The organism is Pseudomonas sp. SB113 (assembly GCF_040754745.1).
In the GTDB taxonomy this organism is placed as follows: domain Bacteria; phylum Pseudomonadota; class Gammaproteobacteria; order Pseudomonadales; family Pseudomonadaceae; genus Aquipseudomonas; species Aquipseudomonas grimontii.
The window spans coordinates 1-24324 of record NZ_JBFMHW010000043.1; the positions used below are offsets into that span (position 1 = coordinate 1).

At 60.8% G+C, this 24324-nt stretch carries 20 protein-coding genes and 1 pseudogene; 10 read left to right on the plus strand and 11 right to left on the minus strand.

All coding sequences use genetic code 11. The features are described from left to right. Positions 1–436: 436 nt before the first annotated feature. Complete coding sequence (gene nfuA, locus AB1462_RS30595) at positions 437–1021, minus strand: Fe-S biogenesis protein NfuA (RefSeq protein WP_027606479.1); 585 nt, start codon at positions 1019–1021, stop codon at positions 437–439. A gap of 93 nt (positions 1022–1114) precedes the next feature. Continuing rightward, complete coding sequence (locus AB1462_RS30600) at positions 1115–3409, minus strand: fatty acid cis/trans isomerase (RefSeq protein WP_367248853.1); 2295 nt, start codon at positions 3407–3409, stop codon at positions 1115–1117. A gap of 166 nt (positions 3410–3575) precedes the next feature. Between AB1462_RS30600 and metH the strand changes: the two genes are divergently transcribed. Together metH and AB1462_RS30610 are read left to right on the plus strand one after the other, a co-directional pair. Then, the gene (gene metH / locus AB1462_RS30605; protein ID WP_367248855.1) at positions 3576–7286 is read left to right on the plus strand and encodes a methionine synthase; all 3711 of its coding nucleotides are present in this window, start codon (positions 3576–3578) and stop codon (positions 7284–7286) included. A 52-nt stretch (positions 7287–7338) separates the two neighbouring features. After that, the gene (locus AB1462_RS30610) at positions 7339–7557 is read left to right on the plus strand and encodes a DUF2970 domain-containing protein (RefSeq protein ID WP_090405321.1); all 219 of its coding nucleotides are present in this window, start codon (positions 7339–7341) and stop codon (positions 7555–7557) included. On the opposite strand, the gene AB1462_RS30615 is transcribed toward AB1462_RS30610, so the two are convergent. Further along, positions 7554–8621, minus strand: a complete 1068-nt coding sequence (locus AB1462_RS30615; RefSeq protein WP_367248856.1) for an ABC transporter substrate-binding protein — start codon at positions 8619–8621, stop codon at positions 7554–7556. The genes AB1462_RS30610 and AB1462_RS30615 overlap by 4 nt on opposite strands. 422 nt (positions 8622–9043) lie before the next feature. On the opposite strand from AB1462_RS30615, the gene AB1462_RS30620 reads away from it, so the two are divergent. Beyond that, positions 9044–10702, plus strand: a complete 1659-nt coding sequence (locus AB1462_RS30620; RefSeq protein WP_367248858.1) for a nitrite/sulfite reductase — start codon at positions 9044–9046, stop codon at positions 10700–10702. Then, a complete protein-coding gene (locus AB1462_RS30625) occupies positions 10686–11180 on the plus strand; it encodes a DUF934 domain-containing protein (RefSeq protein ID WP_003235539.1) in 495 nt (164 codons plus the stop codon). Before AB1462_RS30620 ends, AB1462_RS30625 begins: the two co-directional genes overlap by 17 nt. A gap of 538 nt (positions 11181–11718) precedes the next feature. Here the strand turns inward: AB1462_RS30625 and AB1462_RS30630 are convergent. After that, on the minus strand, positions 11719–12111 hold the full coding sequence (locus AB1462_RS30630; RefSeq protein ID WP_367248860.1) for a MerR family transcriptional regulator: 393 nt from the start codon (positions 12109–12111) through the stop codon (positions 11719–11721). A 15-nt stretch (positions 12112–12126) separates the two neighbouring features. Between AB1462_RS30630 and AB1462_RS30635 the strand changes: the two are divergent. Both AB1462_RS30635 and poxB read left to right on the plus strand, forming a co-directional pair. Continuing rightward, positions 12127–12417, plus strand: a pseudogene (locus tag AB1462_RS30635) (2,4-dienoyl-CoA reductase); the annotation flags it as partial. A 77-nt stretch (positions 12418–12494) separates the two neighbouring features. Further along, positions 12495–14219 (plus strand): ubiquinone-dependent pyruvate dehydrogenase, encoded by a 1725-nt coding sequence (poxB, locus tag AB1462_RS30640; RefSeq protein ID WP_367248861.1) that lies wholly within the window; start codon positions 12495–12497, stop codon positions 14217–14219. 54 nt (positions 14220–14273) lie between these two features. Here the strand turns inward: poxB and AB1462_RS30645 are convergent, their stop codons facing one another. Next, positions 14274–14831: an NADPH-dependent FMN reductase gene (locus AB1462_RS30645; RefSeq protein WP_259193838.1), complete on the minus strand. Its 558-nt coding sequence runs from the start codon at positions 14829–14831 to the stop codon at positions 14274–14276. Between the two features lie 226 nt (positions 14832–15057). Here AB1462_RS30645 and AB1462_RS30650 point away from each other — a divergent pair, with 226 nt between their 5' ends. Next, complete coding sequence (locus AB1462_RS30650; protein WP_027606489.1) at positions 15058–15294, plus strand: hypothetical protein; 237 nt, start codon at positions 15058–15060, stop codon at positions 15292–15294. Positions 15295–15357: 63 nt separating this feature from the next. Here the strand turns inward: AB1462_RS30650 and AB1462_RS30655 are convergent, their stop codons facing one another. Then, on the minus strand, positions 15358–15702 hold the full coding sequence (locus AB1462_RS30655; protein WP_090405344.1) for a hypothetical protein: 345 nt from the start codon (positions 15700–15702) through the stop codon (positions 15358–15360). A 182-nt stretch (positions 15703–15884) separates the two neighbouring features. Here AB1462_RS30655 and AB1462_RS30660 point away from each other — a divergent pair, with 182 nt between their 5' ends. Next, positions 15885–16778 carry a LysR substrate-binding domain-containing protein gene (locus tag AB1462_RS30660; RefSeq protein ID WP_090405347.1) on the plus strand — a complete coding sequence of 298 codons (894 nt, stop codon included), beginning with the start codon at positions 15885–15887 and terminating at the stop codon, positions 16776–16778. Here the strand turns inward: AB1462_RS30660 and AB1462_RS30665 are convergent. The 5 genes from AB1462_RS30665 to AB1462_RS30685 all read right to left on the minus strand — a co-directional run bounded on the left by AB1462_RS30665 (position 16775) and on the right by AB1462_RS30685 (position 21885). After that, complete coding sequence (locus AB1462_RS30665; protein WP_090410031.1) at positions 16775–17356, minus strand: GNAT family N-acetyltransferase; 582 nt, start codon at positions 17354–17356, stop codon at positions 16775–16777. The genes AB1462_RS30660 and AB1462_RS30665 overlap by 4 nt on opposite strands. Positions 17357–17364: 8 nt before the next feature. After that, positions 17365–19620, minus strand: coding sequence for an Orn/Lys/Arg decarboxylase N-terminal domain-containing protein (locus AB1462_RS30670; RefSeq protein WP_259193840.1), 2256 nt, complete (start codon positions 19618–19620; stop codon positions 17365–17367). Positions 19621–19821: 201 nt separating this feature from the next. Then, positions 19822–20562: a DNA polymerase III subunit epsilon gene (dnaQ, locus tag AB1462_RS30675; protein WP_167361152.1), complete on the minus strand. Its 741-nt coding sequence runs from the start codon at positions 20560–20562 to the stop codon at positions 19822–19824. 81 nt (positions 20563–20643) lie between these two features. Further along, the gene (rnhA, locus tag AB1462_RS30680; RefSeq protein WP_003173571.1) at positions 20644–21096 is read right to left on the minus strand and encodes a ribonuclease HI; all 453 of its coding nucleotides are present in this window, start codon (positions 21094–21096) and stop codon (positions 20644–20646) included. 30 nt (positions 21097–21126) lie between these two features. After that, complete coding sequence (locus AB1462_RS30685; protein ID WP_367248865.1) at positions 21127–21885, minus strand: class I SAM-dependent methyltransferase; 759 nt, start codon at positions 21883–21885, stop codon at positions 21127–21129. Between the two features lie 65 nt (positions 21886–21950). Here AB1462_RS30685 and gloB point away from each other — a divergent pair, with 65 nt between their 5' ends. Together gloB and AB1462_RS30695 are read left to right on the plus strand one after the other, a co-directional pair. After that, on the plus strand, positions 21951–22718 hold the full coding sequence (gene gloB, locus AB1462_RS30690) for a hydroxyacylglutathione hydrolase (protein ID WP_090405358.1): 768 nt from the start codon (positions 21951–21953) through the stop codon (positions 22716–22718). Positions 22719–22816: 98 nt separating this feature from the next. Then, on the plus strand, positions 22817–24229 hold the full coding sequence (locus AB1462_RS30695; protein WP_090405361.1) for a lytic transglycosylase domain-containing protein: 1413 nt from the start codon (positions 22817–22819) through the stop codon (positions 24227–24229). The last annotated feature ends 95 nt before the right edge of the window (positions 24230–24324 follow it).

Genomic DNA, 24324 nt, shown 5'->3' on the forward strand with positions numbered 1-24324 from the left:
GAGCCTTGGCGAGGCTGCGTTGGCGTTGTGTCAGACGCGCCGCAAACGCAGCCTCGCCAAGGCTCGACAGCTGCTACGCGTTATCCTACTGAAGTTGTGTAGATACTTATGGCTATCGGGGGCAAGCCCCCTCCCACATTTGACCTTCCTTGCCAGGGAGATAGCGTCAGCTATTCGAATTTGATTTTTTAATTCACAATTCATCAACAACACACTGATTTAACTGAATAAATACAAATAAAAATGTGGGAGGGGGCTTGCCCCCGATGGCGGCGTGTCAGCCTGCTCATGAGGCGACTGAGGCATCGCTATCGGGAGCAAGCCCCCTTCAAAACTTGATCTTATTTGTTAGATAGACAGTGTAACTACTTGAATTTAAGCATAAAAAAACGGCGCTCACGGGCGCCGTTTTTTCTGTTCGCAGTGAACACCTTACTCAGTAGTAGGCGTTTTCTTTCTGCGTGTGGTCTGTCACGTCACGGACGCCCTTGAGCTCCGGAATACGCTCCAGCAGGGTCCGCTCGATGCCTTCACGCAGGGTCACGTCCGCCTGGCCACAGCCCTGGCAGCCGCCGCCGAACTTCAACACGGCAATGCCGTCATCGACGACGTCGATCAAGCTGACCTGACCGCCGTGGCTGGCGAGCCCCGGGTTGATCTCGGTTTGCAGGTAGTAGTTGATGCGCTCGTTGACCGGGCTGTCGGCGTTGACGTTCGGCACCTTGGCGTTGGGCGCCTTGATGGTCAACTGGCCGCCCATACGGTCGGTGGCGTAGTCGACCACGGCATCGTCCAGGAAGGCTTCGCTGAAGTTGTCGATATACGCAGTGAAGCTTTTCAGCCCCAGGGCGGTGTCTTCAGGTTTCTCTTCACCGGGCTTGCAGTAGGCAATGCACGTCTCGGCGTACTGGGTGCCAGGCTGGGTGATAAATACGCGGATGCCGATACCCGGGGTGTTCTGCTTGGACAGCAGGTCAGCCAGGTAATCGTGGGCGGCGTCGGTAATGGTTATGGCAGTCATGGAAACTCCTCACAGGCTTGCCGGCAGTTTACGCCAAAATATTACGTAGGTACAAAGTCCTAGTAATTTTGTCGGAAAAGACTCTCGCTCCCGTCAGAGGTTTTCATAACGGTTCATATCCAGCACCCCCTCTTCCACTGGCGTGGTTTCGCGAATGTACTCGGACAAATCGTGGAAATACTGCCAGAACAACGGATGGCTACGGCGTATACCCCAGTGATCGACGATTTTCTCGAACTGCGCGGCGTCCTTGGCCTGCTCCATCTGCGCGACGAACGCCGGCACTTCCCGCGCCGGAATATTGAACATGAAGTTCGGGTAGCTGCTGAGCACGCCAGGGTAGATGGTCAGCGTGTCCAGGCCCGGCTGATAGCGGTAGGCCTCACCCAGCAAAAACGCAACGTTACTGTGAGCGCGGTTGCGCAGCAGGCTGTAGACCTCACGTTTGCCACTGCTGGTTTCGACGCGCAGCACCGTGGCTTCGGGTAACTGGTCGATCACCTTGAGCCCCGCCGCCGGGCGTGAGGTCAGGCGGCTGAGCGCCTGCTCCGCATCCTGCAACGTGGGCTCGATGCCATCACGCGAGCAATACGCCCCGGTGCAACGGTTGATCGGGTCCGGGCTGGCATTCAGGTCGCCGTAGCGGGTGAGCAACTGGTTGGCAAAGTCCCGCTTCGGGTCTTTTTCATCCAGATGCAGGCCGGTGGGCTTGTCGTTATCAATAGCCTCGTAGTCCAGCCACAGCTTGATCTTGCCGCTGTTCTGGTACCAATCGTCCAAAAAGGCGTCGCGGCTATCGGCCGGCATCAGGCGCAGGAAGTTCTGCTCGGCGCCGTTGCGGATCAGGTCGAAGTACAGCCGGGTCTGGGCCTGGTGCGACACGTTGCCAAACACATCGAAGTTGACCACCAACTGGTAATACGTGCGTTCGAGCAACGGAAAGTCGAACAACCACATCGTCTGCGGGACTTCACCGATCAGGCCTTTATTGACCGAGGCGCTGTCAAAGTGGCGGAAAATACTTAACAGCGCGTTGTCGTTGCCGGCCCATAGCGTCGACCAACTGGGCGCTGGCAGCTCGGCATAGCTGTCTCGCCGCAGCGCTTCGTACTGGTTGCGCTTATCGCGGTACTTGAGCCACAGGCTGAGCACACTGCCCACGTCGTCATTCTGCCCTGGCATCGCCAGCAACGGCGTGGTCTGGCCGCGATAGCGAGCATCGGTGATGTACAGGTCGTGGTCGGGCGCCTGGAACAACGCCCAGAAATTGTCGCGGATCACATCCGTGGCAATTTGCCCGCGGCACACCGGCCCGCGAATAAAGGTACGCACAAAGTACTCGGCGTTATCCAGCATGAACTGGTAGCGCGCCTGGGCGGGAATCGCCTCGAATGTCTCGAAAGGGTTGGCACGGCGGCCGGGGCCGTAGCCCGGCAAGGCACTGACCTGCCAGTCACCGCTGTAGAACAAGGCTTTGACCCGCGCCATTTTCTCTGCGCTGAGGGGGTATGTGATGTGAGTCTTGTGGACGATCACCCCTTGTACGGGCCACAGGCGGTAGTACACGCGGGTGCCGGGATCGTCATTGGGACGACGGGTGTTGATCAGGTCAATCGGCTGGCCGCTGGGGGTACGCGAGCGCACCCACTGGAAGAAATGCCCCGGTTCACCGCCTTCGAAATACAGATGCGCAATAAACAAATGCTCGAACAGCCAACGGGCTACCAGGCTTTCCCGGGCGCCGGGGGCGTTGAACAGGTTTTCCCATTGCAGCACTTGCGCGGCTTCCTGGGCACTGGGGGCCACACCTTGCTCGTCAATCGGTGCACCGGAGGCCAGCCAGCGTTGCAGCGTCTGGTATTGCTGGTCGCTCAAGCCAGTTACAGCCAGAGGCATGCCCTCATTGGGGTGCGCACCGGCGTAAGCGTCGAACTCTCCCGGCAACGGGCACATATTCTCGCGGTTAAGACCCAGCACAATATCAGCTGGCAACTTGGCGTTGGGTTGCAACGGCGCGCGGCGATGACCGAGTTCGAGCATGCGCGCCATCAGCGCAGCCTGGCTGCCTTGGGCGTCGAGTACTGAGCTGAAGCCTTCGCGCTGCCAGGCAGCTTTGCCGAACGCGTCATAGAACAGGCGGGTCGGCTTGGTCGCCTGGCTGCGCTCCCCGTCGTACACCGGCACTTTGCTCGCCCCGCGCGCCGCGCCCTCGGCACTGCCCAGGTTCAGTTGGCAGGCCGAGTCGTAGCACGCATGGCAAGCCACACACTTTTCGGTGAAGATCGGTTGAATATCGCGGGTATAAGAGATCGCCGAGGCGGGACCTTCTGCCTGGGCAGTGCTGGCTATCAAGGCCAGGACGGCGCTGACAATAAGACGAAGTGACATGTATCCGGTCCCGATTCAATGCAGGCGATATGGAAGTGGCGGCGATTCTACCGGGCCACACCCCGCATCAACATGAGCGATATTCATGCAAAACCCGGACATGCCGCAAATCCGCACAGGTTTGTTATGATCCACGCCCTCCGTAATGCCTGACCAGAGTAGTCCCATGTCCGATCGTAGCGCTCGTCTGCAAGCCCTTCACCACGCCCTCAAGGAACGCATCCTGATCCTCGACGGCGGCATGGGCACGATGATCCAGAGCTATAAACTGGAAGAACACGACTACCGCGGCAAACGTTTCGCCGACTGGCCGAGCGACGTCAAGGGCAACAACGACCTGCTGGTGCTCACCCGCCCGGACGTGATCGGCGGGATCGAGAAGGCGTACCTGGATGCCGGTGCCGACATCCTCGAAACCAACACCTTCAACGCAACCCGCATCTCCATGGCCGACTATGGCATGGAAGAGCTGGCCTATGAGCTGAATGTCGAAGGCGCCCGCCTGGCGCGCAAGATCGCCGATGCCAAGACCGCCGAGAACCCGGCCAAGCCGCGCTTCGTTGCCGGCGTCCTCGGCCCGACCAGCCGCACCTGCTCGCTGTCGCCCGATGTAAACAACCCCGGCTACCGCAACGTCACCTTCGATGAACTGGTGGAGAACTACACCGAGGCCACCAAGGGCCTGATCGAGGGCGGCGCCGACCTGATCCTGATCGAGACCATCTTCGACACCCTCAACGCCAAGGCCGCGATCTTCGCCGTGCAGGGGGTGTTCGAAGCGCTTGGCATCGAATTGCCGATCATGATCTCCGGCACCATCACCGACGCCTCCGGCCGTACCCTCTCGGGCCAGACCACCGAAGCCTTCTGGAACTCGGTCGCCCACGCCAAGCCGATTTCCGTGGGCCTGAACTGCGCCCTCGGCGCCAGCGAGCTGCGCCCGTACCTGGAAGAGTTGTCCAACAAGGCCAACACCCACGTGTCCGCGCACCCCAACGCCGGCCTGCCCAACGAATTCGGCGAATACGACGAGCTGCCATCGGAAACCGCCAAGGTCATCGAAGAATTCGCCCAGAGCGGCTTTCTGAACATCGTCGGCGGTTGCTGCGGCACCACACCGGGCCATATCGAAGCCATTGCCAAGGCCGTGGCCGGTTATGCGCCGCGCCCGATCCCGGACATCCCCAAGGCCTGCCGCCTGTCGGGCCTGGAGCCGTTCACGATTGATCGCAGCTCGTTGTTCGTCAACGTCGGCGAGCGCACCAACATCACCGGTTCTGCGCGTTTCGCCCGCCTGATCCGTGAAGACAACTACACCGAAGCCCTGGAAGTGGCCCTGCAACAGGTGGAAGCCGGCGCCCAGGTGATCGACATCAACATGGACGAGGGCATGCTCGATTCGAAGAAGGCCATGGTGACCTTCCTCAATCTGATTGCCGGCGAGCCGGACATCTCCCGCGTACCGATCATGATCGATTCCTCCAAGTGGGAAGTGATCGAAGCCGGCCTCAAGTGCATCCAGGGCAAGGGCATCGTCAACTCCATCAGCATGAAGGAAGGCGTCGAGCAGTTCATTCACCACGCCAAGCTGTGCAAGCGCTACGGCGCCGCCGTGGTGGTGATGGCCTTCGACGAAGCCGGCCAGGCCGACACCGAAGCGCGCAAGAAGGAAATCTGCAAGCGTTCCTACGACATCCTGGTCAATGAAGTCGGCTTTCCGCCGGAAGACATCATCTTCGACCCGAACATCTTCGCGGTCGCCACCGGTATTGAAGAACACAACAACTACGCCGTCGATTTCATCAACGCCTGCGCCTACATCCGCGACGAGCTGCCGTATGCGCTGACCTCCGGTGGCGTGTCCAACGTGTCGTTCTCGTTCCGCGGCAACAACCCGGTGCGCGAGGCGATCCACTCGGTGTTCCTGCTGTATGCGATCCGCAACGGCCTGACCATGGGTATCGTCAACGCCGGCCAGTTGGAGATCTACGACCAGATCCCGGCCGAGCTGCGCGATGCCGTTGAAGATGTAGTCCTCAACCGCACCCCGGAAGGCACCGACGCCCTCCTCGCCATCGCCGACAAGTACAAGGGCGACGGCAGCGTAAAAGAAGCCGAGACCGAGGAATGGCGCGGCTGGCCGGTCAACAAGCGCCTCGAGCACGCGCTGGTCAAGGGCATCACCACCCATATCGTCGAAGACACTGAAGAATCGCGGCAGTCGTTCGCGCGCCCGATCGAAGTGATCGAAGGCCCGTTGATGTCCGGTATGAACATCGTTGGCGACCTGTTCGGCGCCGGCAAGATGTTCCTGCCCCAGGTGGTGAAATCCGCCCGCGTAATGAAACAGGCCGTGGCCCACTTGATCCCGTTCATCGAACTGGAAAAAGGTGACAAGCCGGAAGCCAAGGGCAAGATCCTGATGGCCACGGTGAAGGGCGACGTGCATGACATCGGCAAGAACATCGTTGGCGTGGTGCTCGGTTGCAACGGCTATGACATTGTCGACCTCGGCGTGATGGTGCCGGCCGAGAAGATCCTGCAGGTGGCCAAGGAGCAGAAGTGCGACATTATCGGGCTGTCCGGCCTGATCACGCCGTCCCTGGACGAGATGGTGCATGTGGCCCGCGAGATGCAGCGCCAGGACTTCCACCTGCCGCTGATGATCGGTGGCGCGACCACCTCCAAGGCACACACGGCGGTGAAGATCGAGCCCAAGTACAGCAACGACGCGGTGATCTACGTCACCGACGCCTCCCGCGCGGTGGGCGTGGCCACGCAGCTGCTGTCCAAGGAATTGAAGGCCGGCTTCGTCGAGAAGACCCGCCTGGAATACATCGATGTCCGTGAGCGCACCTCCAACCGCAGTGCGCGCACCGAACGCCTGAGCTATCCGGCGGCCATCGCCAAGAAGCCGCAGTTCGACTGGAGCACCTACACGCCGGTCAAGCCAACCTTCACCGGTTCCAGGGTGCTGGACAATATCGACCTCAACGTTTTGGCCGAGTACATCGACTGGACCCCGTTCTTTATCTCCTGGGACCTGGCCGGCAAGTTCCCGCGCATCCTTACCGATGAAGTGGTGGGTGAAGCCGCCACCGCGCTATACGCCGACGCCCGGGAAATGCTCAAGAAGCTGATCGACGAAAAACTCATCAGTGCCCGCGCGGTGTTCGGTTTCTGGCCGACCAACCAGGTGCAGGACGATGACCTGGAAGTCTACGGCGAAGACGGCCAGCCGATTGCCAAACTGCACCACCTGCGCCAGCAGATCATCAAGACCGACGGCAAGCCGAACTTCTCCCTGGCCGACTTCGTCGCGCCCAAGGACAGCGGCGTGACCGACTACATCGGTGGCTTCATCACCACCGCCGGCATCGGCGCCGAAGAAGTGGCCAAGGCCTACCAGGACGCAGGTGACGACTACAACTCGATCATGGTCAAGGCCCTGGCCGATCGCCTGGCCGAGGCCTGTGCCGAGTGGCTGCACCAGCAGGTGCGTAAAGAACACTGGGGTTACGCCCAGGACGAGCAACTGGACAACGAGGCGCTGATCAAGGAGCAATACAGCGGTATCCGCCCTGCCCCAGGTTACCCGGCGTGCCCGGATCACACCGAGAAAGCCCAGTTGTTCCAACTGCTCGACCCCGAGGCCCGCGAAATGCACGCCGGCCGCAGCGGTGTGTTCCTCACCGAACACTACGCAATGTTCCCGGCGGCGGCGGTCAGTGGCTGGTACTTTGCCCATCCGCAGGCGCAGTACTTTGCCGTGGGCAAGGTCGACAAGGACCAGGTGGCCAGCTACACCGCGCGTAAAGGCCAGGACCTGGCCGTGACCGAGCGCTGGCTGGCGCCGAACCTGGGTTACGACAACTAAGCCGGCCTGGATTGTCTATGCTGTCCCTCACACACCTTGTGTCGAGGGACGTATGGACGATCCAGCCAACAACAAGCCCCCTACCTTCTGGCAGATGCTCCACAGCGTGGTGGCCGCTGCATTTGGCGTGCAGAGCGGCAAGAATCGCGCCCGCGACTTTACCCATGGCAAGCCCAGTCATTTCGTGGTGCTGGGCATCCTGTTCACTGCCGTGTTTGCGTTGACCTTGTTTGGCATCGTCAAGCTGGTGCTGCACCTGGCCGGCGTCTAGCGGAGCAACAGGCGCAGGCTGAACGGGTAGCGATAGGACACGGGTTTGCCCTGGGCGGACAGTGCGCGAAAATTCACCGCGGGTGTCGGCCCCAACAAGCGCCGCGCCTGGCTGGCATCGATCAACTGGAACAACGCCAACTGACGGTCGCGCCCACCATAGGCGCCAATGTCCAGGCCCTTGGCATCATCATGGACCAACACCATGGCCCAGCCGCCGACGGTGAAATGCCCGGCGACCAGGCTCGATAAACGCCCCTCCAGGCGCGCCTGCAGGATTTCCGGCGAACTGTTGACCGCGCTGAACAGCACGTCCTTACCCGGTAACCGTCCACTGTCCTGCAACGCCTGCATGGCGCCCAACGCCATCTGATCACTGGCCGACCACACCAGCGCCGTCTGCGGGTAGCGCTTGAACAGTTGCGTCGCTTGCTCGAAGGCGCGCTCGCGGCTCCACTCACCGTAGACCAACTGACGCAGGCGCACCTCGGGATGCTCGGCCAGCGCCCGACGCATGCCCCGCTCACGCAATTGCGCAACCGGCGTGGTCTTGACGCCGGAAAAGGCCAACAGGTCGAGGGATTGACCCGACGCAACCGGGCCGTGCTGGCGCAGCAAGTCGCGGAGCATCAGGTAGCCAGCCTCTTCATCGTCAGCGACCAGGCTGCCGATCAAACGGATGCCACTGCGGGTTCCCAGCAATTGCATCTGATCCGGGGTCAGCGCGCTGTTCACCACCAGCAGCTTGACGCCACTGCCCTCGGCCATGCGCAGGATCTGCGGCGCAACGTACTGCTCATTCGCCAGTACCAAGTAATCAGGCCGCTGACTGCCTTGCAGCACCTCACGCGCCTGGAGCAGTGTGTTGTCGGCATCGCGCTCGCCATAACGCACACGCAATTCCAGGCCGAGGTCCTTGGCGGCGGCCTGCATGAATTGCGTGTAGCTGACCCAGAAAGTTTCCGTCGACATGCCAGGATTGAGAAACACCACCGAGGTGGCATGGGCTATCACCCCATACGTCGATCCCAGCAACCAGACACACGTAATCAACACCTTCAACATGGATGCTTGAGCCTCGAAAATAGGCCGCCATGATAGTGGCAATGCCCAAACCAATCGAGGCTCAATCAACGTCCTTTATTGATGGCTGACCCAGAATACGGCGGTTCCCACCACCAGAATGATCAAGAACAGAATGGCCCAGGCATCCACGGTACTGTCAGGTTTACGAGCTTTGGTCGGATTGCTCATTGCATCGCCTCTTGTCGGTTTTATAGGTGATTGCACTCAAACACGCTCACAGTAAAGTTCACGATTGCCCGCATGACAAATGTGGGTATCACGATAACCTTTCTCATTAGTCATTTTGGTTATGTGCATATACTCAAACATCACTTTTGCGCATAAACGCAAACTGGTATCGTGCGCCGGCTCCGTTGGGAGTGCGCGGCCGTGCGCGCAGATTTGCCGAGAACAGGACCTATATGTACGTATACGACGAATACGATCAGCGCATCATCGAGGACCGCGTCAAGCAGTTCCGTGATCAGACCCGACGCTACCTAGCAGGTGAACTGAGCGAAGAAGAGTTCCGCCCTCTGCGCCTGCAAAATGGCCTTTATGTTCAGCGCTTTGCGCCGATGCTGCGGGTGGCCGTGCCTTATGGCCAACTGACTTCGCGCCAGACCCGCATGATGGCCAAGATTGCCCGCGACTTCGACAAAGGCTATGCCCACATCAGCACCCGCCAGAACGTGCAGTTCAACTGGCCGGCGCTGGAAGATGTGCCGGACATCCTGGCTGAACTGGCCACCGTGCAGATGCACGCCATTCAGACCAGCGGTAACTGCCTGCGCAACGTGACCACCGACCAATTCGCCGGGGTTGCCGCCGACGAGCTGATCGACCCACGCCCGTGGTGTGAAATCGTCCGTCAGTGGACCACCTTCCACCCGGAATTCGCCTACCTGCCGCGCAAGTTCAAGATCGCCATCAATGGCTCGACCTCGGACCGTGCCGCCATCGAAGTGCACGACATCGGCCTGGAGCCGGTGTACAACGAGGCCGGCGAGCTGGGTTTCCGTGTACTGGTGGGTGGCGGCCTCGGCCGTACCCCGGTGGTGGGTGCATTCATCAACGAGTTCCTGCCGTGGCAGGACCTGTTGAGTTACCTCGACGCGATCCTGCGGGTCTATAACCGCTACGGCCGTCGTGACAACAAATACAAGGCCCGGATCAAGATCCTGGTCAAGGCGCTGACCCCTGAGGTGTTCGCCCAGAAAGTCGACGCCGAGATGGAACACCTGCGCGGCGGCCAGACCACCCTGACCGAAGCCGAAGTGCACCGTGTGGCCAAGCATTTCGTCGATCCTGAGTACAAGGCCCTGAACAATCAGGACGCCGAGTTGGCAGCGCTCGACCAGCAGCACCCAGGCTTCGCCCGCTGGCGCACCCGCAACACCCTGGCGCACAAAAAGCCGGGCTATGTGGCGGTGACCCTGTCGCTGAAACCGACCGGTGTTGCACCGGGCGACATCACCGACAAGCAGCTGGACGCCGTCGCCGACCTGGCCGAGCGCTACAGCTTCGGCCAGCTGCGTACCTCCCACGAGCAGAACATCATCCTTGCGGATGTTGAGCAGAGCCAACTGTTCACCCTGTGGGGCGAGCTGCGCGAAGGCGGTTTCGCCACGCCGAACATCGGCCTGTTGACCGACATCATCTGCTGCCCGGGCGGCGACTTCTGCTCCCTGGCCAACGCCAAGTCGATCCCGATTGCCGAATCGATCCAGCGCCGTTTCGACGACCTGGACTACCTGTTCGACATCGGCGAGCTGGACCTGAACATTTCCGGTTGCATGAACGCCTGTGGTCACCACCACGTCGGCCACATCGGCATCCTGGGCGTGGACAAGAAAGGCGAAGAATTCTACCAAGTGTCCCTGGGTGGCAGCGCCAGCCGCGATGCGAGCCTGGGCAAGATCCTTGGCCCATCCTTCGCCCAGGAAGCCATGCCTGAGGTGATCGGCAAGCTGATCGACGTGTACATCGAACAGCGCACCGAAGATGAGCGTTTCATCGACACCTACCAGCGCATCGGCATTGACCTGTTCAAGGAGCGCGTCTATGCAGCGAATCATTAAGAACAACGAAGTCCTCGACGAAACCTGGCACCTGCTGCCCAAGGACGCGAGCTTCGACGGCATTTCCAACTGTGACGACCTGATCGTGCCGCTGGCCCTGTGGCGCGAACATGGCCACGCGCTCAAGGCCCGTGACGGCGGCCTGGGTGTGTGGCTGGACGCCGATGAAGAAGCCGAGGAGATCGGTGCGGACGTGGAACACTTCCAGGTCATCGCCCTGAACTTCCCGGCCTTCACCGACGGTCGCAACTACTCCAACGCACGTTTGCTGCGTGACCGCTACGGTTACAAAGGCGAGCTGCGGGCGATTGGCGACGTGTTGCGCGACCAGTTGTTCTACCTGCGCCGTTGTGGGTTCGATGCCTTCGCCTTGCGCGCTGACAAGGACCCGTACGAAGCGCTGGAAAGCCTCAAGGACTTCTCGGTGACGTACCAGGCAGCTACGGATGAGCCGCTGCCGCTGTTCCGTCGTCGCTGAGTATCACATGTGGGGTGGGGGTTTGCTCCCGTGACGGCTCGGGAGCTGACGACTCTCTAACTGATGCCCCGCGCTAAATGTGGGAGGGGCGGTGCGACGATTCGACTTGCTCCCGATGGCGGCCTCTGGGCCGACCATTTGCTGGGGTTGGAATGAGTACATATCCGTTGCTGCGGTAACGGCGACTTAGGGTTCCGCTCTTACAGCGGGTCACTTTTGGAAGAGCGCCAAAAGTAACCAAAAACGCTTCGCCCCACCACTCGGCACCTCGCCCCGGCTCGGTGTGCCCGTAATCCGACAGTGATTTGGGGGGCCGCCGCCACGCGCCATCCATGGCGCGGGGCGGCTAAACCAGCATCCCTGCCGGCTTACCCCCCAAATCACTATCGAATTCCGGCCAGCGTGGTTTAACGGGGCGCCTGAGATCAAGATCTAAAGCAAGATCAAGGGCGGCTCGCTTCGCATCGTGGTTAGCTTTGGCGGCTACACAGTTGCGTAGATACCTTTGGATCTGCTTGCTCTGCAACTCGGCGCTTTTTCAGGCACCGGCCTTAATCGACGCCAGCACCTGCTTCTGCCCCATGGAGCACGGCACGCCTTCCGGCTGCGCCCGGACCGCCTCGATCACGCCCAGCAACTGCGCCTTGCTATGAGCCAACTGCGCCTGCATTGCCTCGATCTGCGTCACCTTGCGCTCCAGGGCCTCGATCAACTCCTTGCGCTTGTGTTCCCCCGGCGCGGGCATTAACGCCTTGAGTTCCTGCAAGGTAAACCCGGCCTGCTGTGCGCTCTGAATCAGTTGCAGCGTTTGCAGGACATCGGGTGCATAGCGCCGATACCCATTGGCCTGGCGCCCTACCTGGCTGATCAGCCCCTCGGATTCATAGAAGCGGATACGCGACGCCGCCAACCCACTCTGCTTTGCATGCAAGGCGAAGCACGGGACGGCATCGCCATGGCCGGCATTGCCACCGCCCTCACCCTGGAACCGCAACTGATCAAACACTGGCACGAGGGCCGCGACCTCAACCCGCAACTCAAACCGATCAATTGGCAGCGCAAACCCTTGGCCGCTCTCGCCACCCTGGCCGTGGTGCGTGACCAGATGCGCCGCCTGAGCCGCGGCCGCTTGCCCGATGCCAAGGTAGCACCGTGGCTGGCGCTGGTGCGCGACCAGTGGTTTATCGCCCGGCGCACCCGGCAATACCGCGCGTCCATGACGCAATCTTCACATTAAAGGCGGAGCATTCGCCGTGATCGAACTGTCCCCTATTGATCAGCAGTTTTTAACCTCACTGACGATTGGAGTTCTTCATGGCGAAAATCAACCTGGCCCAGCAATTGGCGACCACCCTTGAACAGGCGGGCATCAAGCGTATCTGGGGCCTGACCGGCGACAGCCTCAACGGCCTCACCGACGCCCTGCGCACCATGGACAGCATCGAGTGGATGCACGTGCGCCACGAAGAAGTCGCCGCGTTCGCTGCCGGGGCCGAAGCTGCAGCCACTGGCGAACTGACCGTATGCGCCGGCAGTTGCGGGCCGGGCAACCTGCACTTGATCAACGGCCTGTTCGACTGCCATCGCAACCATGTGCCGGTGCTGGCGATTGCGGCGCAAATCCCCTCCTCCGAGATCGGCCTGAACTACTTCCAGGAGACCCATCCCCAGGAACTGTTCAAAGAATGCAGCCACTTTATCGAGCTGGTCACCAACCCCGAGCAAATGCCCCACGTGCTGCACCGCGCCATGCGTTCGGCGATCCTCAACCGCGGCGTGGCGGTGGTGGTGATTCCGGGGGACGTGTCGTTGCTGGAAGTCGAGGACAAGCTCAAGCCCTGGCCTGCCCTCCACGCACCGCGCACCTTGCCGGCGGAACAGGACCTGCAGCGCCTCAGCCAAATGCTCGAAAGCAGCAAGAAGGTCACCCTGCTCTGCGGCAGCGGTTGCGCCGGTGCCCACGATCAAGTGGTGGCCCTGGCCGACACGCTGGGGGCGCCGGTGGTGCATGCCCTGCGCGGCAAGGAGCATGTGGAGTGGGATAACCCGTTCGATGTCGGCATGACCGGCCTGATCGGCTTCAGCTCCGGTTACCACGCCATGCTCGACTGCGACACGCTGATCATGCTCGGCACTGACTTTCCGTACCGCCAGTTCTACCCGACCGACGCCAAGATCATTCAGGTCGACCGCAACCCACAGGCCCTGGGCCGTCGCGCCACGCTGGACCTGGGCATCGCTGCGGATGTGGGCGAGACCATCGACGCACTGCTGCCGCGCCTGACCCGCAAGACCGACCGCAGCTTCCTCGACACCTCGCTGAAGCACTACGAAAAAGCCCGCCAAGGCCTGGACGACCTGGCGCAACCGTCGAAGGCCAACCGGCCGATCCACCCGCAATACGTGGCACGTTTGCTCAGCGAACTGGCGAACGAGGATGCGATCTTTACCGCCGACGTTGGCTCGCCGACCGTGTGGGCCGCGCGCTACCTGAAAATGAATGGCAAGCGCCGCCTGATTGGCTCGTTCAACCACGGCTCCATGGCCAACGCCATGCCCCAGGCGATTGGCGCGCAGGCGGCGTTTCCTGGGCGCCAGGTGATCTCGATGTCCGGCGACGGCGGGTTTGCCATGCTGATGGGGGATTTCATTTCACTGGCGCAGTTAAAATTGCCGGTAAAGGTGATCGTGTTCGATAACTCGTCCCTGGGCTTTGTCGCCATGGAAATGAAGGCTGCGGGCTATCTGGATGCCGGCACCGAGCTGAAAAACCCGGACTTCGCCGCCATGTCCAACGCCATGGGCATCCTCGGCATTCGCGTGGAGCAATCCGAAGACCTGGAACCGGCCCTGCGCCGCGCCCTGGCCCATGATGGCCCGGTGCTGGTGGATGTGGTGACGGCCTCCCAGGAGCTGGTGATGCCGCCGAGCATCAAGCTGGAACAAGCCAAGGGCTTCAGCCTGTACATGCTCAAGGCGGTGATGAGTGGGCGTGGTGATGAAGTGATCGAGTTGGCGCGGACTAACTGGCTGCGCTGATCCAATACTGTGGGAGGGGCTTGCGCCCTCCCACAATGGACAATGAGTGCCGATTCAAGCGCTCTGTTTTTCTACCCATTTACCGTAGGCATCAATGAATGCCTGCAGGAATGGCCGGGTCTTTTCCGACACCTTGCCGGCGTCGTCGAACAGGCTTCCCGCACCGCCCACGTAAGCTTCCGGCTGCTGCATGCACGGCACATCGAGGAACACCAGGGACTGGCGTAAATGGTGGTTGGCACCAAAACCGCCAACAGCGCCCGGCGATACGCTGATGATCGCCCCCGGCTTGCCGCTCCAGGCGCTTTGGCCATAGGGACGGGAGCCTACGTCAATCGCATTCTTCAACGGTGCGGGTACGGAGCGGTTGTACTCCGGTGTCACAAACAACACCGCGTCGGATGAACGTACTTGCTGACGGAAAGTACTGTAGGCTGCGGGCGGTGATGCCCCGTCGATGTCCTCGTTGTAGAGCGGCAAATCGCCAATTTCCACAATGTTCAACTTCAGGTTGGCAGGGGCCAGCTCGGCCAATGCCAGGGCGACCTTGCGGTTGATCGAGTCTTTTCTCAAGCTGCCAACCAGAACGGCAATCGTGTAGACCTTGCTCATTGGGTTTCTCGACGTCTGACTAAGGAAGCTTGTAGTTATAAAGGCTTCGCAGCGCGTTCACCAGAAGGTTTTGATAATCCTCCAGACGTTTGGCCCGCGATTTGATGCGTAGGAACCGTCTGAAAATGTCAGCGAATAGTATTTTTTTTCAATAGGTAAACTCCCCCTCTTTATGACGGTCTACAGCACCGCATATCGAGTGTTTATCTCCAGAGGTTCTAAACAGATGGCAGCAGTACTAGTCGGACAGTTTCATGCCAGAGACGCAGAAGGACGCGTGTATTCGGTGCATGAGTTCCAGGAATCCAACCCGGCGCAAGGCGACCTGGCTGGCTCGGCACCCACCACCACCTACAAGCTGGCCATTGGCGACCGTGTAGAAAAACTGGAAGGCGATGAGTTCAAGCTGATCCAGTCGGGGACCATTATCGTCCGCGAATCGCAGACCACCCTCGCCTCATAAGCTTGATCGCCCGGGCGCACCTGCTCAGTCCTGGCCATTGACGGCATTGACTGAGCTGGGCGGTCACGGGTTGCGAATCTCCGTCACTTCCAGTCCCTGCCCGCCGTCCACCTGCTTGAGCGTCACCATCAACCTGCCCCGCTCGCCTTCCACCTCGTACATCAAGCGTTTATAACCCGGCGCATTGTAGCCAGGGTACGCCACCATCTGCTTGACCAGCGTCATACCCAGCACCGTGCCGACATGCTCGACTACCTGTTCCTGGGAAAGGATAAACGCTTCGAGTTCGAGGTTTTCCGGCGTGTTGTCGTCGTGATTGCTGAAGAGATAAGCCGCCGCGCCGCCAACGATCACGAGGATCGCGAGTTGCTTGGCCGTTATCCCGAAGAATATCGAGGGAATAGGCATTCGAGACCAGACCTGTTTTTGTTGTAAGTGCCGAGTACCCGGCATTGGTCGTTGATGATCAGACGAGCCATTCTAGTGAGGTCCTGGCTGAACGCCAGCGACATAGGCGACCCACACAGTCTTTTTTGCGCAGGACGGCGCGCACCATTGAATCCCCACCGCGCTGCACATAGACTCCGGCCATGCGTTTACGTCATATCGAAGTGATTCAAGCCATCCTGCAGACCGGACACCTCGGCACCGCCGCCGAATGGTTGCAACTCCCCGTGGGCGAGGTAGACGCGGCACTCAAGGATGCCGAGCAGCAATTGGGCTTCATGCTGTTTGCCAGTGTGCGCGGGCGCTTGCAAGCGACGCGCGAGACCCTGGAGTTGCAGGCCGAAATCGCTCATGTGTACGAAGCCCTGGAACCGGTGCAACGCCTGGCCAGCCGCTTGAAACACCATCACGCTCCCGCGTTGCGCGCCCTGTGCACGCCGCCACTGGCCAACCAACTGCTGCCACAGAGCATTGCGCTGCTGCGTCGACGGTTCCAGGACACGCCGTGCAACCTGTCGAGCCAGCCGACCCGGGAAATCGTCCGCAGCCTGCTGCTGCACGAGGCCGACGTGGGCCTGAGCCTGCATGACCCGGAACACCCGCAAATCCACAGTACGGTGCTGGCCCAAGGCAAATTGCAATTGCTCGCGCCCCATGGCTGGCTCAAGCCCAAGCAGAAGTACATTGCGCTGCAAGACCTGGCCGGGCAGGCGATGATCGGGCTTGAAGGGCAAGACCCGCTCAGCCGCCTGCTGGACGCCAAGCTGCAAGCCCTGCGCCCGCTGCCAGTGGTGCAGACGCGAGTGCAGACCTACCAGATGATGCGCAGCATGGTGGAAGCCGGCGAAGGCCTGGCGATTGTCGACCCGTTCACTGCGTTTGGTGCGCGCGAGGCAGGTTTGGATGCATGCCCGGTGTCGCCGCCGATCATGGTCAGCCTGTACGCGCTGACCCTCAAGGATAGCGTGACTGCCCCTGCGCTGAATGCACTGCTGGAGATCGTCACGCAAAAGGCCCAAGGCCTGCTGGCGAGTTAAAACCGCTCGGCTTCGGTCTTGAACAACCGATACCAGAAAATCGCCACTTCACGGGTCTGCGGGTCGATGCCGCGATAACGCAGGTGGTCGATCCCGCCCATCACATAGCCGCAACGCTCATACAAGCGGCAGGCGCCGAGGTTGTTGTTCTGGGTTTCGAGCATCATGCCCGGCAGGTTTTTCTTGCGGCTCCAGAACTGCGCCACATCCAACAGCGACTTGGCCACCCCATGCCGGCGGGCGGGCAAGGCCACCGCCAGTTCGTCAACGTGGGCAAAGCCATTCCAATTAGTACTGACCACGATATGCCCGACGGCACGGTCGTCCAGGTAGGCCATGAAGATCGCACTGTCCGGTGCATCGCGGAAACTGGCGAACTCTTCCGGGTCGATGCCATAACACTTGCGGTAAGGCACGATGCGCTCCACGGGCCATTGATCGACTCGCTTGCCCATCTCCGGCACGCCATAGGCGTTGACCTCAAAGCTGAAATCATTACCCCATACGTAGGCGTCGAAGCCCTCGTCGGCGACCCGCACACTGAGCCCTGGATACTTCGGGTTCATTACAGCTTGCATAAACATCCTTAACCCTTGATGCAATCGACGGTGTAACAACGACCACTGCCGTCATCTTCGTGTTGTAACCCGTGAACATCGGCAACAAAACCGGGGAAACTGCTATCGAACGTCCGGGCAAACGCCAGGTAGTCGATGATCGACCGCGTCGACTCGGTAAAGCGCTCGCCCGGCATGATCAACGGAATGCCCGGCGGATAAGGAACCAGCATCACGGCTGCAATGCGTCCTGGCAAGGCGTCTATGGACACAGCCTCCACTTCTCCCCTTACCAATTGGTCATAGGCGTCGGCCGGTTTCATCGCGATTTCCGGCAACACCGTGTACATGCGCTTGAGGTGCTTGGCGGTGGCGTTGCTGCGGTAACAGCTGTGCAATTGATCGCACAGGTCGCGCAAACCCAGGCCCTGATAACGCGCCGGCCCCTGGGCAAACACCGATGGCAAACAACTGGCGAGGCTGACATTCGCGTCGTAACTGCGCTTGAACTCCAGCAACTCGGTGAGCAAGGTACTCCATTTGCCTTTGGTGATGCCCATGGAAAACAACACGAGGAACGAATACAACCCGGTCTTTTCCACCACCAGCCCACGTTCCCAGAGGAATTTGCTGACCACGGCGGCGGGAATCCCACAATCGCTCAAGGCGCCGCCGGCAGTGAGGCCCGGCATTACCAGGGTCACTTTGATCGGGTCCAGCAGCACGTAGTCTTCGGCCACGTCACCAAAGCCGTGCCAGTCATCCTGCGGCTGCAACAGCCAATCCGCGGTGGCGACGCGGTCGATGCCCGCTACCGATGGCGGCTGCCAGATGGAGAACCACCAGTCTTCGGCGGCAATATGCTGACGCAGGTTGGCCAGGGCGCGGCGAAAACTCAGCGCCTCGTCGAACATTTCCTGCAGCAGCGAGCGCCCGGCCGGGCCTTCCATCATCGCCGAGGCTACGTCCAGCGAAGCGATGATGCTGTACTGCGGCGAGGTGGAGATATGCATCATGAAGGCTTCATTGAAACGGTCGCGATCCAGTTGGCGCGCGCCGCCGTCCTGCACGTGGATCATCGAGGCCTGGCTGAACGCCGCCAGCAGCTTGTGGGTGGAGTGGGTGGTGAACACCAGCGGGCTGTCCGGGGTGCGCGAGGTGCCCATGCCGTAGCGCCCGGCAAAGAACTCGTGGAACGCCGCGTAGGCATACCAGGCCTCGTCGAAGTGCAGCACCTCGACACTGTTGCCCAATTGTTGCTTGATCAGCTCGGCGTTGTAGCACAGGCCGTCATAGGTGGAGTTGGTGACCACGGCCAGTTTCACCTTGGGTAGCCGGCCACGGGTCAAGGGACTGGCGTCGATCTTGGCGCGGATCGACGCGGGGCTGAACTCACTCAGGGGAATCGGACCGATGATACCCAGCTCATTGCGTTCCGGGCACAGGTACAGCGGGATGGCGCCGGTCATGATGATCGAATGCAACACCGACTTGTGGCAGTTGCGGTCCACCAGCACCAGGTCATCGCGGCCCACCATGGAATGCCAGACGATCTTGTTGGCGGTGGACGTGCCGTTGATCACGAAGAAGGTATGGTCAGCGCCGAAGTTGCGCGCGGCACGGGCCTCGGCTTCGGCCAGGGGCCCGGTGTGGTCCAGCAGCGAGCCCAACTCGGGCACCGACACCGACAAATCCGAGCGCAGGGTGTTTTCCCCGAAGAACTGGTGAAACGCCTGCCCCACCGGGCTTTTGCGATAGGCCACGCCACCGCCATGACCAGGGGTGTGCCAGGAATAATTGGAGTCGGCGGTGTGTTGCACCAGCGCTTTGAAAAAAGGCGGCAACAGCCCATCGAGGTAAGTACGGGCAGCACGGGCCACCTGGCGAGCGAGAAACGGCACGGTGTCCTCGAACAGGTAGAGAATGCCGCGCAGTTGGTTGAGTTCGCTCATGGCATCGGCCGGGGCGTTTTCCAGGGTGACCTGCTCGCCCAGGGCAAAGATCGGCAGGCTCGGCGCCCGCAGGCGTGCCAGGCGGATCAGCTCGACCATGTTTTGCAGCAGGTGGGTATTCTCACCGGCGCCTTCGGCGGCGATCAGCATGCACGCCAGGCCGTGATGGGTAGACGCCACCAACCGGCCTTCGGCGTAGTCCACGGCAGAAAAGATACTGAAGCCCTCTTGTTCCAACTCTCGGGCGATGCCTCTAACCCGGTCACCGGCAACGGTGTCGGCCTTGATGTCGCGGTGCACGATAAGAACGGGGAACTTCAGGTCTTTGTACATGAGGGCTTGTAGTCCTGAGGGCTATGCACTCAAGGGTAGAAGCTCGGGGACGATGACGCGAATGAAGATTTTGAAAGCTATGGAGATCAACTGTGAGAGGGGGCTTGCTCCCGATGACGGTATGTCAGCTCATAGTTGATTGGCTGATACACCGCTATCGGGGCAAGCCCCCTCCCACATTTTGATCGTACCCTCGCCGGGCTATTGCTGTGTTAACTGGGTCCATAACGCCGGCGCACCCGCCGACTTGGCGATGGCTTCCAAGCGCGCCACATGCTCGGCCATATCCTGCTCGCTGGCGCGGATGATGGTCGTGGGCTTGCGATCGGCCGGCAGGCGGCGGATTTCCGAAGGGCGGTTGCCCGAGCCTTCCGCCGAGCCACTGCCGTCGGAGGCATTCCCGGCCAGGGACAGGCTGGTCTGCCCGCCGGTCATGGTCAGGTAAACGTCGGCGAGAATCTCGGAGTCGAGCAAGGCACCGTGGAGTTCACGGCCGGAGTTGTCGACGCCATAACGCTTGCACAAGGCATCGAGGCTGTTGCGCTGGCCCGGATGACGCTCACGAGCCATCATCAAGGTGTCGAGGATCGAGCAGTGCTGGGAAATGTCCGCGCGATCCGTCTGCCCCATCAGGGCAAATTCGTTATTGATGAAGCCGACGTCGAACGCCGCGTTATGGATGATCAACTGGGCGCCGTTGATGAATTCGAAGAACTCATCGGCCACTTCGGCGAAACGCGGCTTGCCCTTGAGGAACTCGTCGGTGATGCCGTGGACGCCGATGGCGCCTTCGTCGCTGTCGCGGTCCGGTTGCAGGTAGACGTGGAAGTGACGACCAGTGAGGCGCCGACCCATGAGTTCGACACAGCCGATTTCAATGATCCGGTGGCCGTCGGTCACCGGCATGCCGGTGGTTTCGGTATCGAGTACAACAGATCGGATGGCCATCAGGGTTCAGCTCTCAACGGTGTGGTGTGCAGTGTGGTGTGAGTCAGGGGCGCGATGTTAACACGTGAGCCGGCATCAGCTCTGCTTGTAGCCCCGCACTTCGTCCACGCCTCTATTGGCAAGCTGGTCGGCGCGCTCGTTACCCGGGTGGCCGATGTGCCCGCGCACCCATTTCCAGGTGATGTCATGGCGGTTGCATTGCTCATCGAGCAATTGCCACAGGTCGGCATTCTTGACCGGCTCCTTGGCCGCGGTCTTCCAACCGCGCTTCTTCCAGTTGACCATCCACTCGTTGATGCCTTTCATCACGTATTGCGAGTCGGTCACCAGCAGCACGTTGCAGCGGCGCTTGAGCTCTTCCAGGCCGCGAATGGCGCCCATCAGTTCCATGCGGTTGTTGGTGGTGTTGGCTTCGCCGCCCCACAGTTCCTTCTCGACGCCCTTGCACACCAGCAAGGCGCCCCAGCCGCCGGGGCCCGGGTTGCCCTTGCAGGCGCCATCGGTGAAGAGTTCTACGCTGTCAGTCATCGGTTGCTCGGTCTGAAATCAAAAAAGGTTTTACGGTTCGCTTTGCTTGCGGTTGACCTTGGCCATTGGCATCGGCACCAGCTTGCCCATGGGCTGGCGCAGCACCTGGCGCACCGGCCGCAGGCCGACCACAATCTTGCGCGCCACTAATAGATAGAAGCCACCACCCGACAATTGCCAAGTCCCTGCGCGGCGTTCCCAGCCGGCCAGGCGGCCCTGCCACTTGGCCGAGGCAAGCGGCGGACGATAGCACCCGAAGCGGCGTTTCTCCAGCGCGAAGCCCAGCAGGTTCAGCCAGTCCCCCACCCGTGATGGCGAGATGCAGCGCGCCTGGCGCAGGCCATCATGGGCGAACACATGGCGCAGGCCCCAACTGCTCCACGGGTTGATACCGATAATCAGCAAATGGCCACCAGGGCGCACGCTGCTCGCCGCTTCGCGCAGCAAACCGTGGGGCGACAGGCAGAAATCCAGGCCATGCTGCAACACCACCACATCCGCGGCGTGTTCACTCAAGGGCCATGCCTGTTCCTCGCAGACAATCTCCACCCCCGGCAACGGCGCGCCCAGGCGCACATTGCGTTGCACCTGGGGCGCGGCGGGTGGGGTCTGGGCCGACGGGCCGTAATGCACCAGGTAGCCGCCAAAGAAACGGCCCAACTCGTCTTCGAGCATGTGCCGTTCTTCATCCAGCAGAAATTGCCCGATGGGCCCGGACAGCCATTCACGGGCCGCGCTGATCAGGGCCAGCCACTCAGGATCGGCCTGGGCGAACGCTTTATCAGTCATTGCATTCTCCAACTCGCCTAGACGTTCTAAGATGCACCAATGTGTTCAGCTTGGCGAATCGAAGAATGATACAGATCAGTGCCCTGCCCGCCTTTACCGACAACTACATCTGGTTGTTGCAGGACCAGCAAACCCAACGTTGTGCCGTGGTCGATCCCGGCGATGCCGCGCCGGTACTGGCCTGGCTCAAGCAAAACCCGACGTGGACCCTCAGCGACATCCTGATCACCCACCATCACCACGATCATGTCGGTGGTGTCGAGCAACTCAAGCGTGTGACCGACGCCAAGGTGTATGGCCCGGCCAACGAGACGATCCCGGCGCGGGACATCGCCCTGCAGGATAACGACCGCATCAGCGTGCTGGGCTGGAACTTCGACGTCTATGCCGTGCCCGGCCATACCCTGGGCCATATCGCCTTCTATCACCAGGGCGTGCTGTTCTGTGGCGACACCCTGTTCGCCGCCGGCTGTGGCCGCCTGTTCGAAGGCACGCCGGAGCAGATGTACATCTCCCTCGAGCGCCTGGCCGCCCTGCCCGCCGACACCTTGGTGTACTGCACCCACGAATACACACAAAGTAACCTCAAGTTTGCCCAGGCGGTGGAACCGCAGAATACCGACATCTCCGAACGGGTGGAAAACGTCCGTCAACTGCGGGCCCGCGGCGAGATAACACTGCCTTCCAACCTGGCCCTGGAAAAGCGCACCAACCCCTTCCTGCGCACCTCTGAAACATCCGTTAAACAAAAAGCGGACGAACGGAATGGCCGCGACAACCGCTCTGGGGCCGAGGTGTTTGCTAGCTTGAGGGCGTGGAAAGATAAGTTCTAAGACGACGCAATCTGATACGTAATTTCTGAATGGTTGACCGGAACCAAAGCGCTTTCTAGAATCGCCCGACATTTTTGCCCGGAACTTACTTCCAGCCAATGTCGTCATCTATTCGTAAATCCAACCATTCAGACGCATTGACCCGCCTGGCTCAAGCTGTGGCGGTGGCTGTGTCCGCAACACTGGCGGGCTGCCAATCGACAAATTTCGCTGCACAATCCACCGTGCAACCCAAACCCAATCTTGCCGCCAAAATCAAGCAAAAACCCCTCTGGCTCTCGGAGAAACCCAGCCCTGAAGTCCCCCAGGACGTCTGGGAACGCATGCGCCGGGGCTTTCAATTGCAGGACAACGTGGGCGTTAACCCGCGCATCGAGCAACAGCGCCTGTGGTTCGCCAGCAACCCCTCCTTCCTGGAGAACGCCGGTGAACGCGGCAGCCTCTACATTCATTACATCGTCGAGCGCCTTGAAGAACGCAACATGCCCCTGGAGCTGGCGCTGCTGCCAGTGATCGAAAGTGCCTACAACCCGATGGCCTATTCGCGCAGCGATGCGGTCGGCTTGTGGCAGTTCATTCCCTCCACCGGGCGCTACTTCAACCTGCGCCAGACCCGCGCCTACGACGGCCGCCGCGACATCACCGCCTCCACCACCGCCGCCCTGGACTACCTGACCCGTCTGCACGACATGTTCAACGGCGACTGGTTGCTGGCCCTGGCTGCCTATAACGCCGGCGAAGGCACAGTGAGCCGGGCCATCGAGCGCAACGAGAAGCTTGGCCTGCCCACCGACTACTGGAACCTGCCCCTGCCCCAGGAAACCAAGGACTACGTGCCCAAGTTCCTGGCGTTGTCCCAGGTAGTGCTGGCCCCCGAGGCCTATGGCGTCAACCTGAACCCGATTGCCAACACGCCGTACTTCGAAGTGGTTGAAGTCAAGCAAAGCATGGACCTGTCACGGGTTGCCGCGCTGGCCGAGATCGACGAAGACGAACTGTTCCAGCTCAACCCGGCGCTCAAGCAACGCACCACCCTGGATGGCCCGCAGCACCTGCTGGTACCGAGCTCCAAGGCGCAATTGCTCACCAGCACTCTTTCGACGATGAAGCCGGAAGAATTGCTGGCGATGCGCCCGAAAAAGCAGGTGTTCGACGAAGTTGAGACCGCACGGGTGGCCGGCCGTACCCGCAGCTACAAGGTGCGCAATGGCGACAACCTCACGCTGATCGCCAAGGCAAACAAGGTCGACGTGCACGACCTTCAGCGCTGGAACAAGCTCAACGGCCAGGCCCTCAAGGTCGGCCAGACCCTGGTGATGCAGGACACCCGCAAGCTGGTGGCCAAGGCCGACAGCAAGAAACCGGTGCAGTACAAGGTCAAGAAAGGCGATTCGCTGTACATCGTCGCCAAGCGCTTCAACGTCGAGATGCAACATCTCAAGCGTTGGAACCCGCGTACTGGCCAGGCGCTGAAGCCGGGGCAGATGCTGGTGGTTTCCGGGCCGCGCTAAGGCTTCAAGAACCCTGGAGAACCAATGTGGGAGGGGGCTTGCCCCCGATAGCAGTGTGTCAGCCACCACATTCACTGGCTGATACACCGCTATCG

Excerpts from the sequence above, each read along its gene's own strand:
- nfuA (WP_027606479.1), bottom strand. The coding sequence starts at position 1,021 with ATGACTGCCATAACCATTACCGACGCCGCCCACGATTACCTGGCTGAC.
- AB1462_RS30600 (WP_367248853.1), bottom strand. The coding sequence starts at position 3,409 with ATGTCACTTCGTCTTATTGTCAGCGCCGTCCTGGCCTTGATAGCCAGC.
- metH (WP_367248855.1), top strand. The coding sequence starts at position 3,576 with ATGTCCGATCGTAGCGCTCGTCTGCAAGCCCTTCACCACGCCCTCAAG.
- AB1462_RS30610 (WP_090405321.1), top strand. The coding sequence starts at position 7,339 with ATGGACGATCCAGCCAACAACAAGCCCCCTACCTTCTGGCAGATGCTC.
- AB1462_RS30615 (WP_367248856.1), bottom strand. The coding sequence starts at position 8,621 with ATGTTGAAGGTGTTGATTACGTGTGTCTGGTTGCTGGGATCGACGTAT.
- AB1462_RS30620 (WP_367248858.1), top strand. The coding sequence starts at position 9,044 with ATGTACGTATACGACGAATACGATCAGCGCATCATCGAGGACCGCGTC.
- AB1462_RS30625 (WP_003235539.1), top strand. The coding sequence starts at position 10,686 with ATGCAGCGAATCATTAAGAACAACGAAGTCCTCGACGAAACCTGGCAC.
- poxB (WP_367248861.1), top strand. The coding sequence starts at position 12,495 with ATGGCGAAAATCAACCTGGCCCAGCAATTGGCGACCACCCTTGAACAG.
- AB1462_RS30645 (WP_259193838.1), bottom strand. The coding sequence starts at position 14,831 with ATGAGCAAGGTCTACACGATTGCCGTTCTGGTTGGCAGCTTGAGAAAA.
- AB1462_RS30650 (WP_027606489.1), top strand. The coding sequence starts at position 15,058 with ATGGCAGCAGTACTAGTCGGACAGTTTCATGCCAGAGACGCAGAAGGA.
- AB1462_RS30655 (WP_090405344.1), bottom strand. The coding sequence starts at position 15,702 with ATGCCTATTCCCTCGATATTCTTCGGGATAACGGCCAAGCAACTCGCG.
- AB1462_RS30660 (WP_090405347.1), top strand. The coding sequence starts at position 15,885 with ATGCGTTTACGTCATATCGAAGTGATTCAAGCCATCCTGCAGACCGGA.
- AB1462_RS30665 (WP_090410031.1), bottom strand. The coding sequence starts at position 17,356 with ATGCAAGCTGTAATGAACCCGAAGTATCCAGGGCTCAGTGTGCGGGTC.
- AB1462_RS30670 (WP_259193840.1), bottom strand. The coding sequence starts at position 19,620 with ATGTACAAAGACCTGAAGTTCCCCGTTCTTATCGTGCACCGCGACATC.
- rnhA (WP_003173571.1), bottom strand. The coding sequence starts at position 21,096 with ATGACTGACAGCGTAGAACTCTTCACCGATGGCGCCTGCAAGGGCAAC.
- AB1462_RS30685 (WP_367248865.1), bottom strand. The coding sequence starts at position 21,885 with ATGACTGATAAAGCGTTCGCCCAGGCCGATCCTGAGTGGCTGGCCCTG.
- gloB (WP_090405358.1), top strand. The coding sequence starts at position 21,951 with ATGATACAGATCAGTGCCCTGCCCGCCTTTACCGACAACTACATCTGG.
- AB1462_RS30695 (WP_090405361.1), top strand. The coding sequence starts at position 22,817 with ATGTCGTCATCTATTCGTAAATCCAACCATTCAGACGCATTGACCCGC.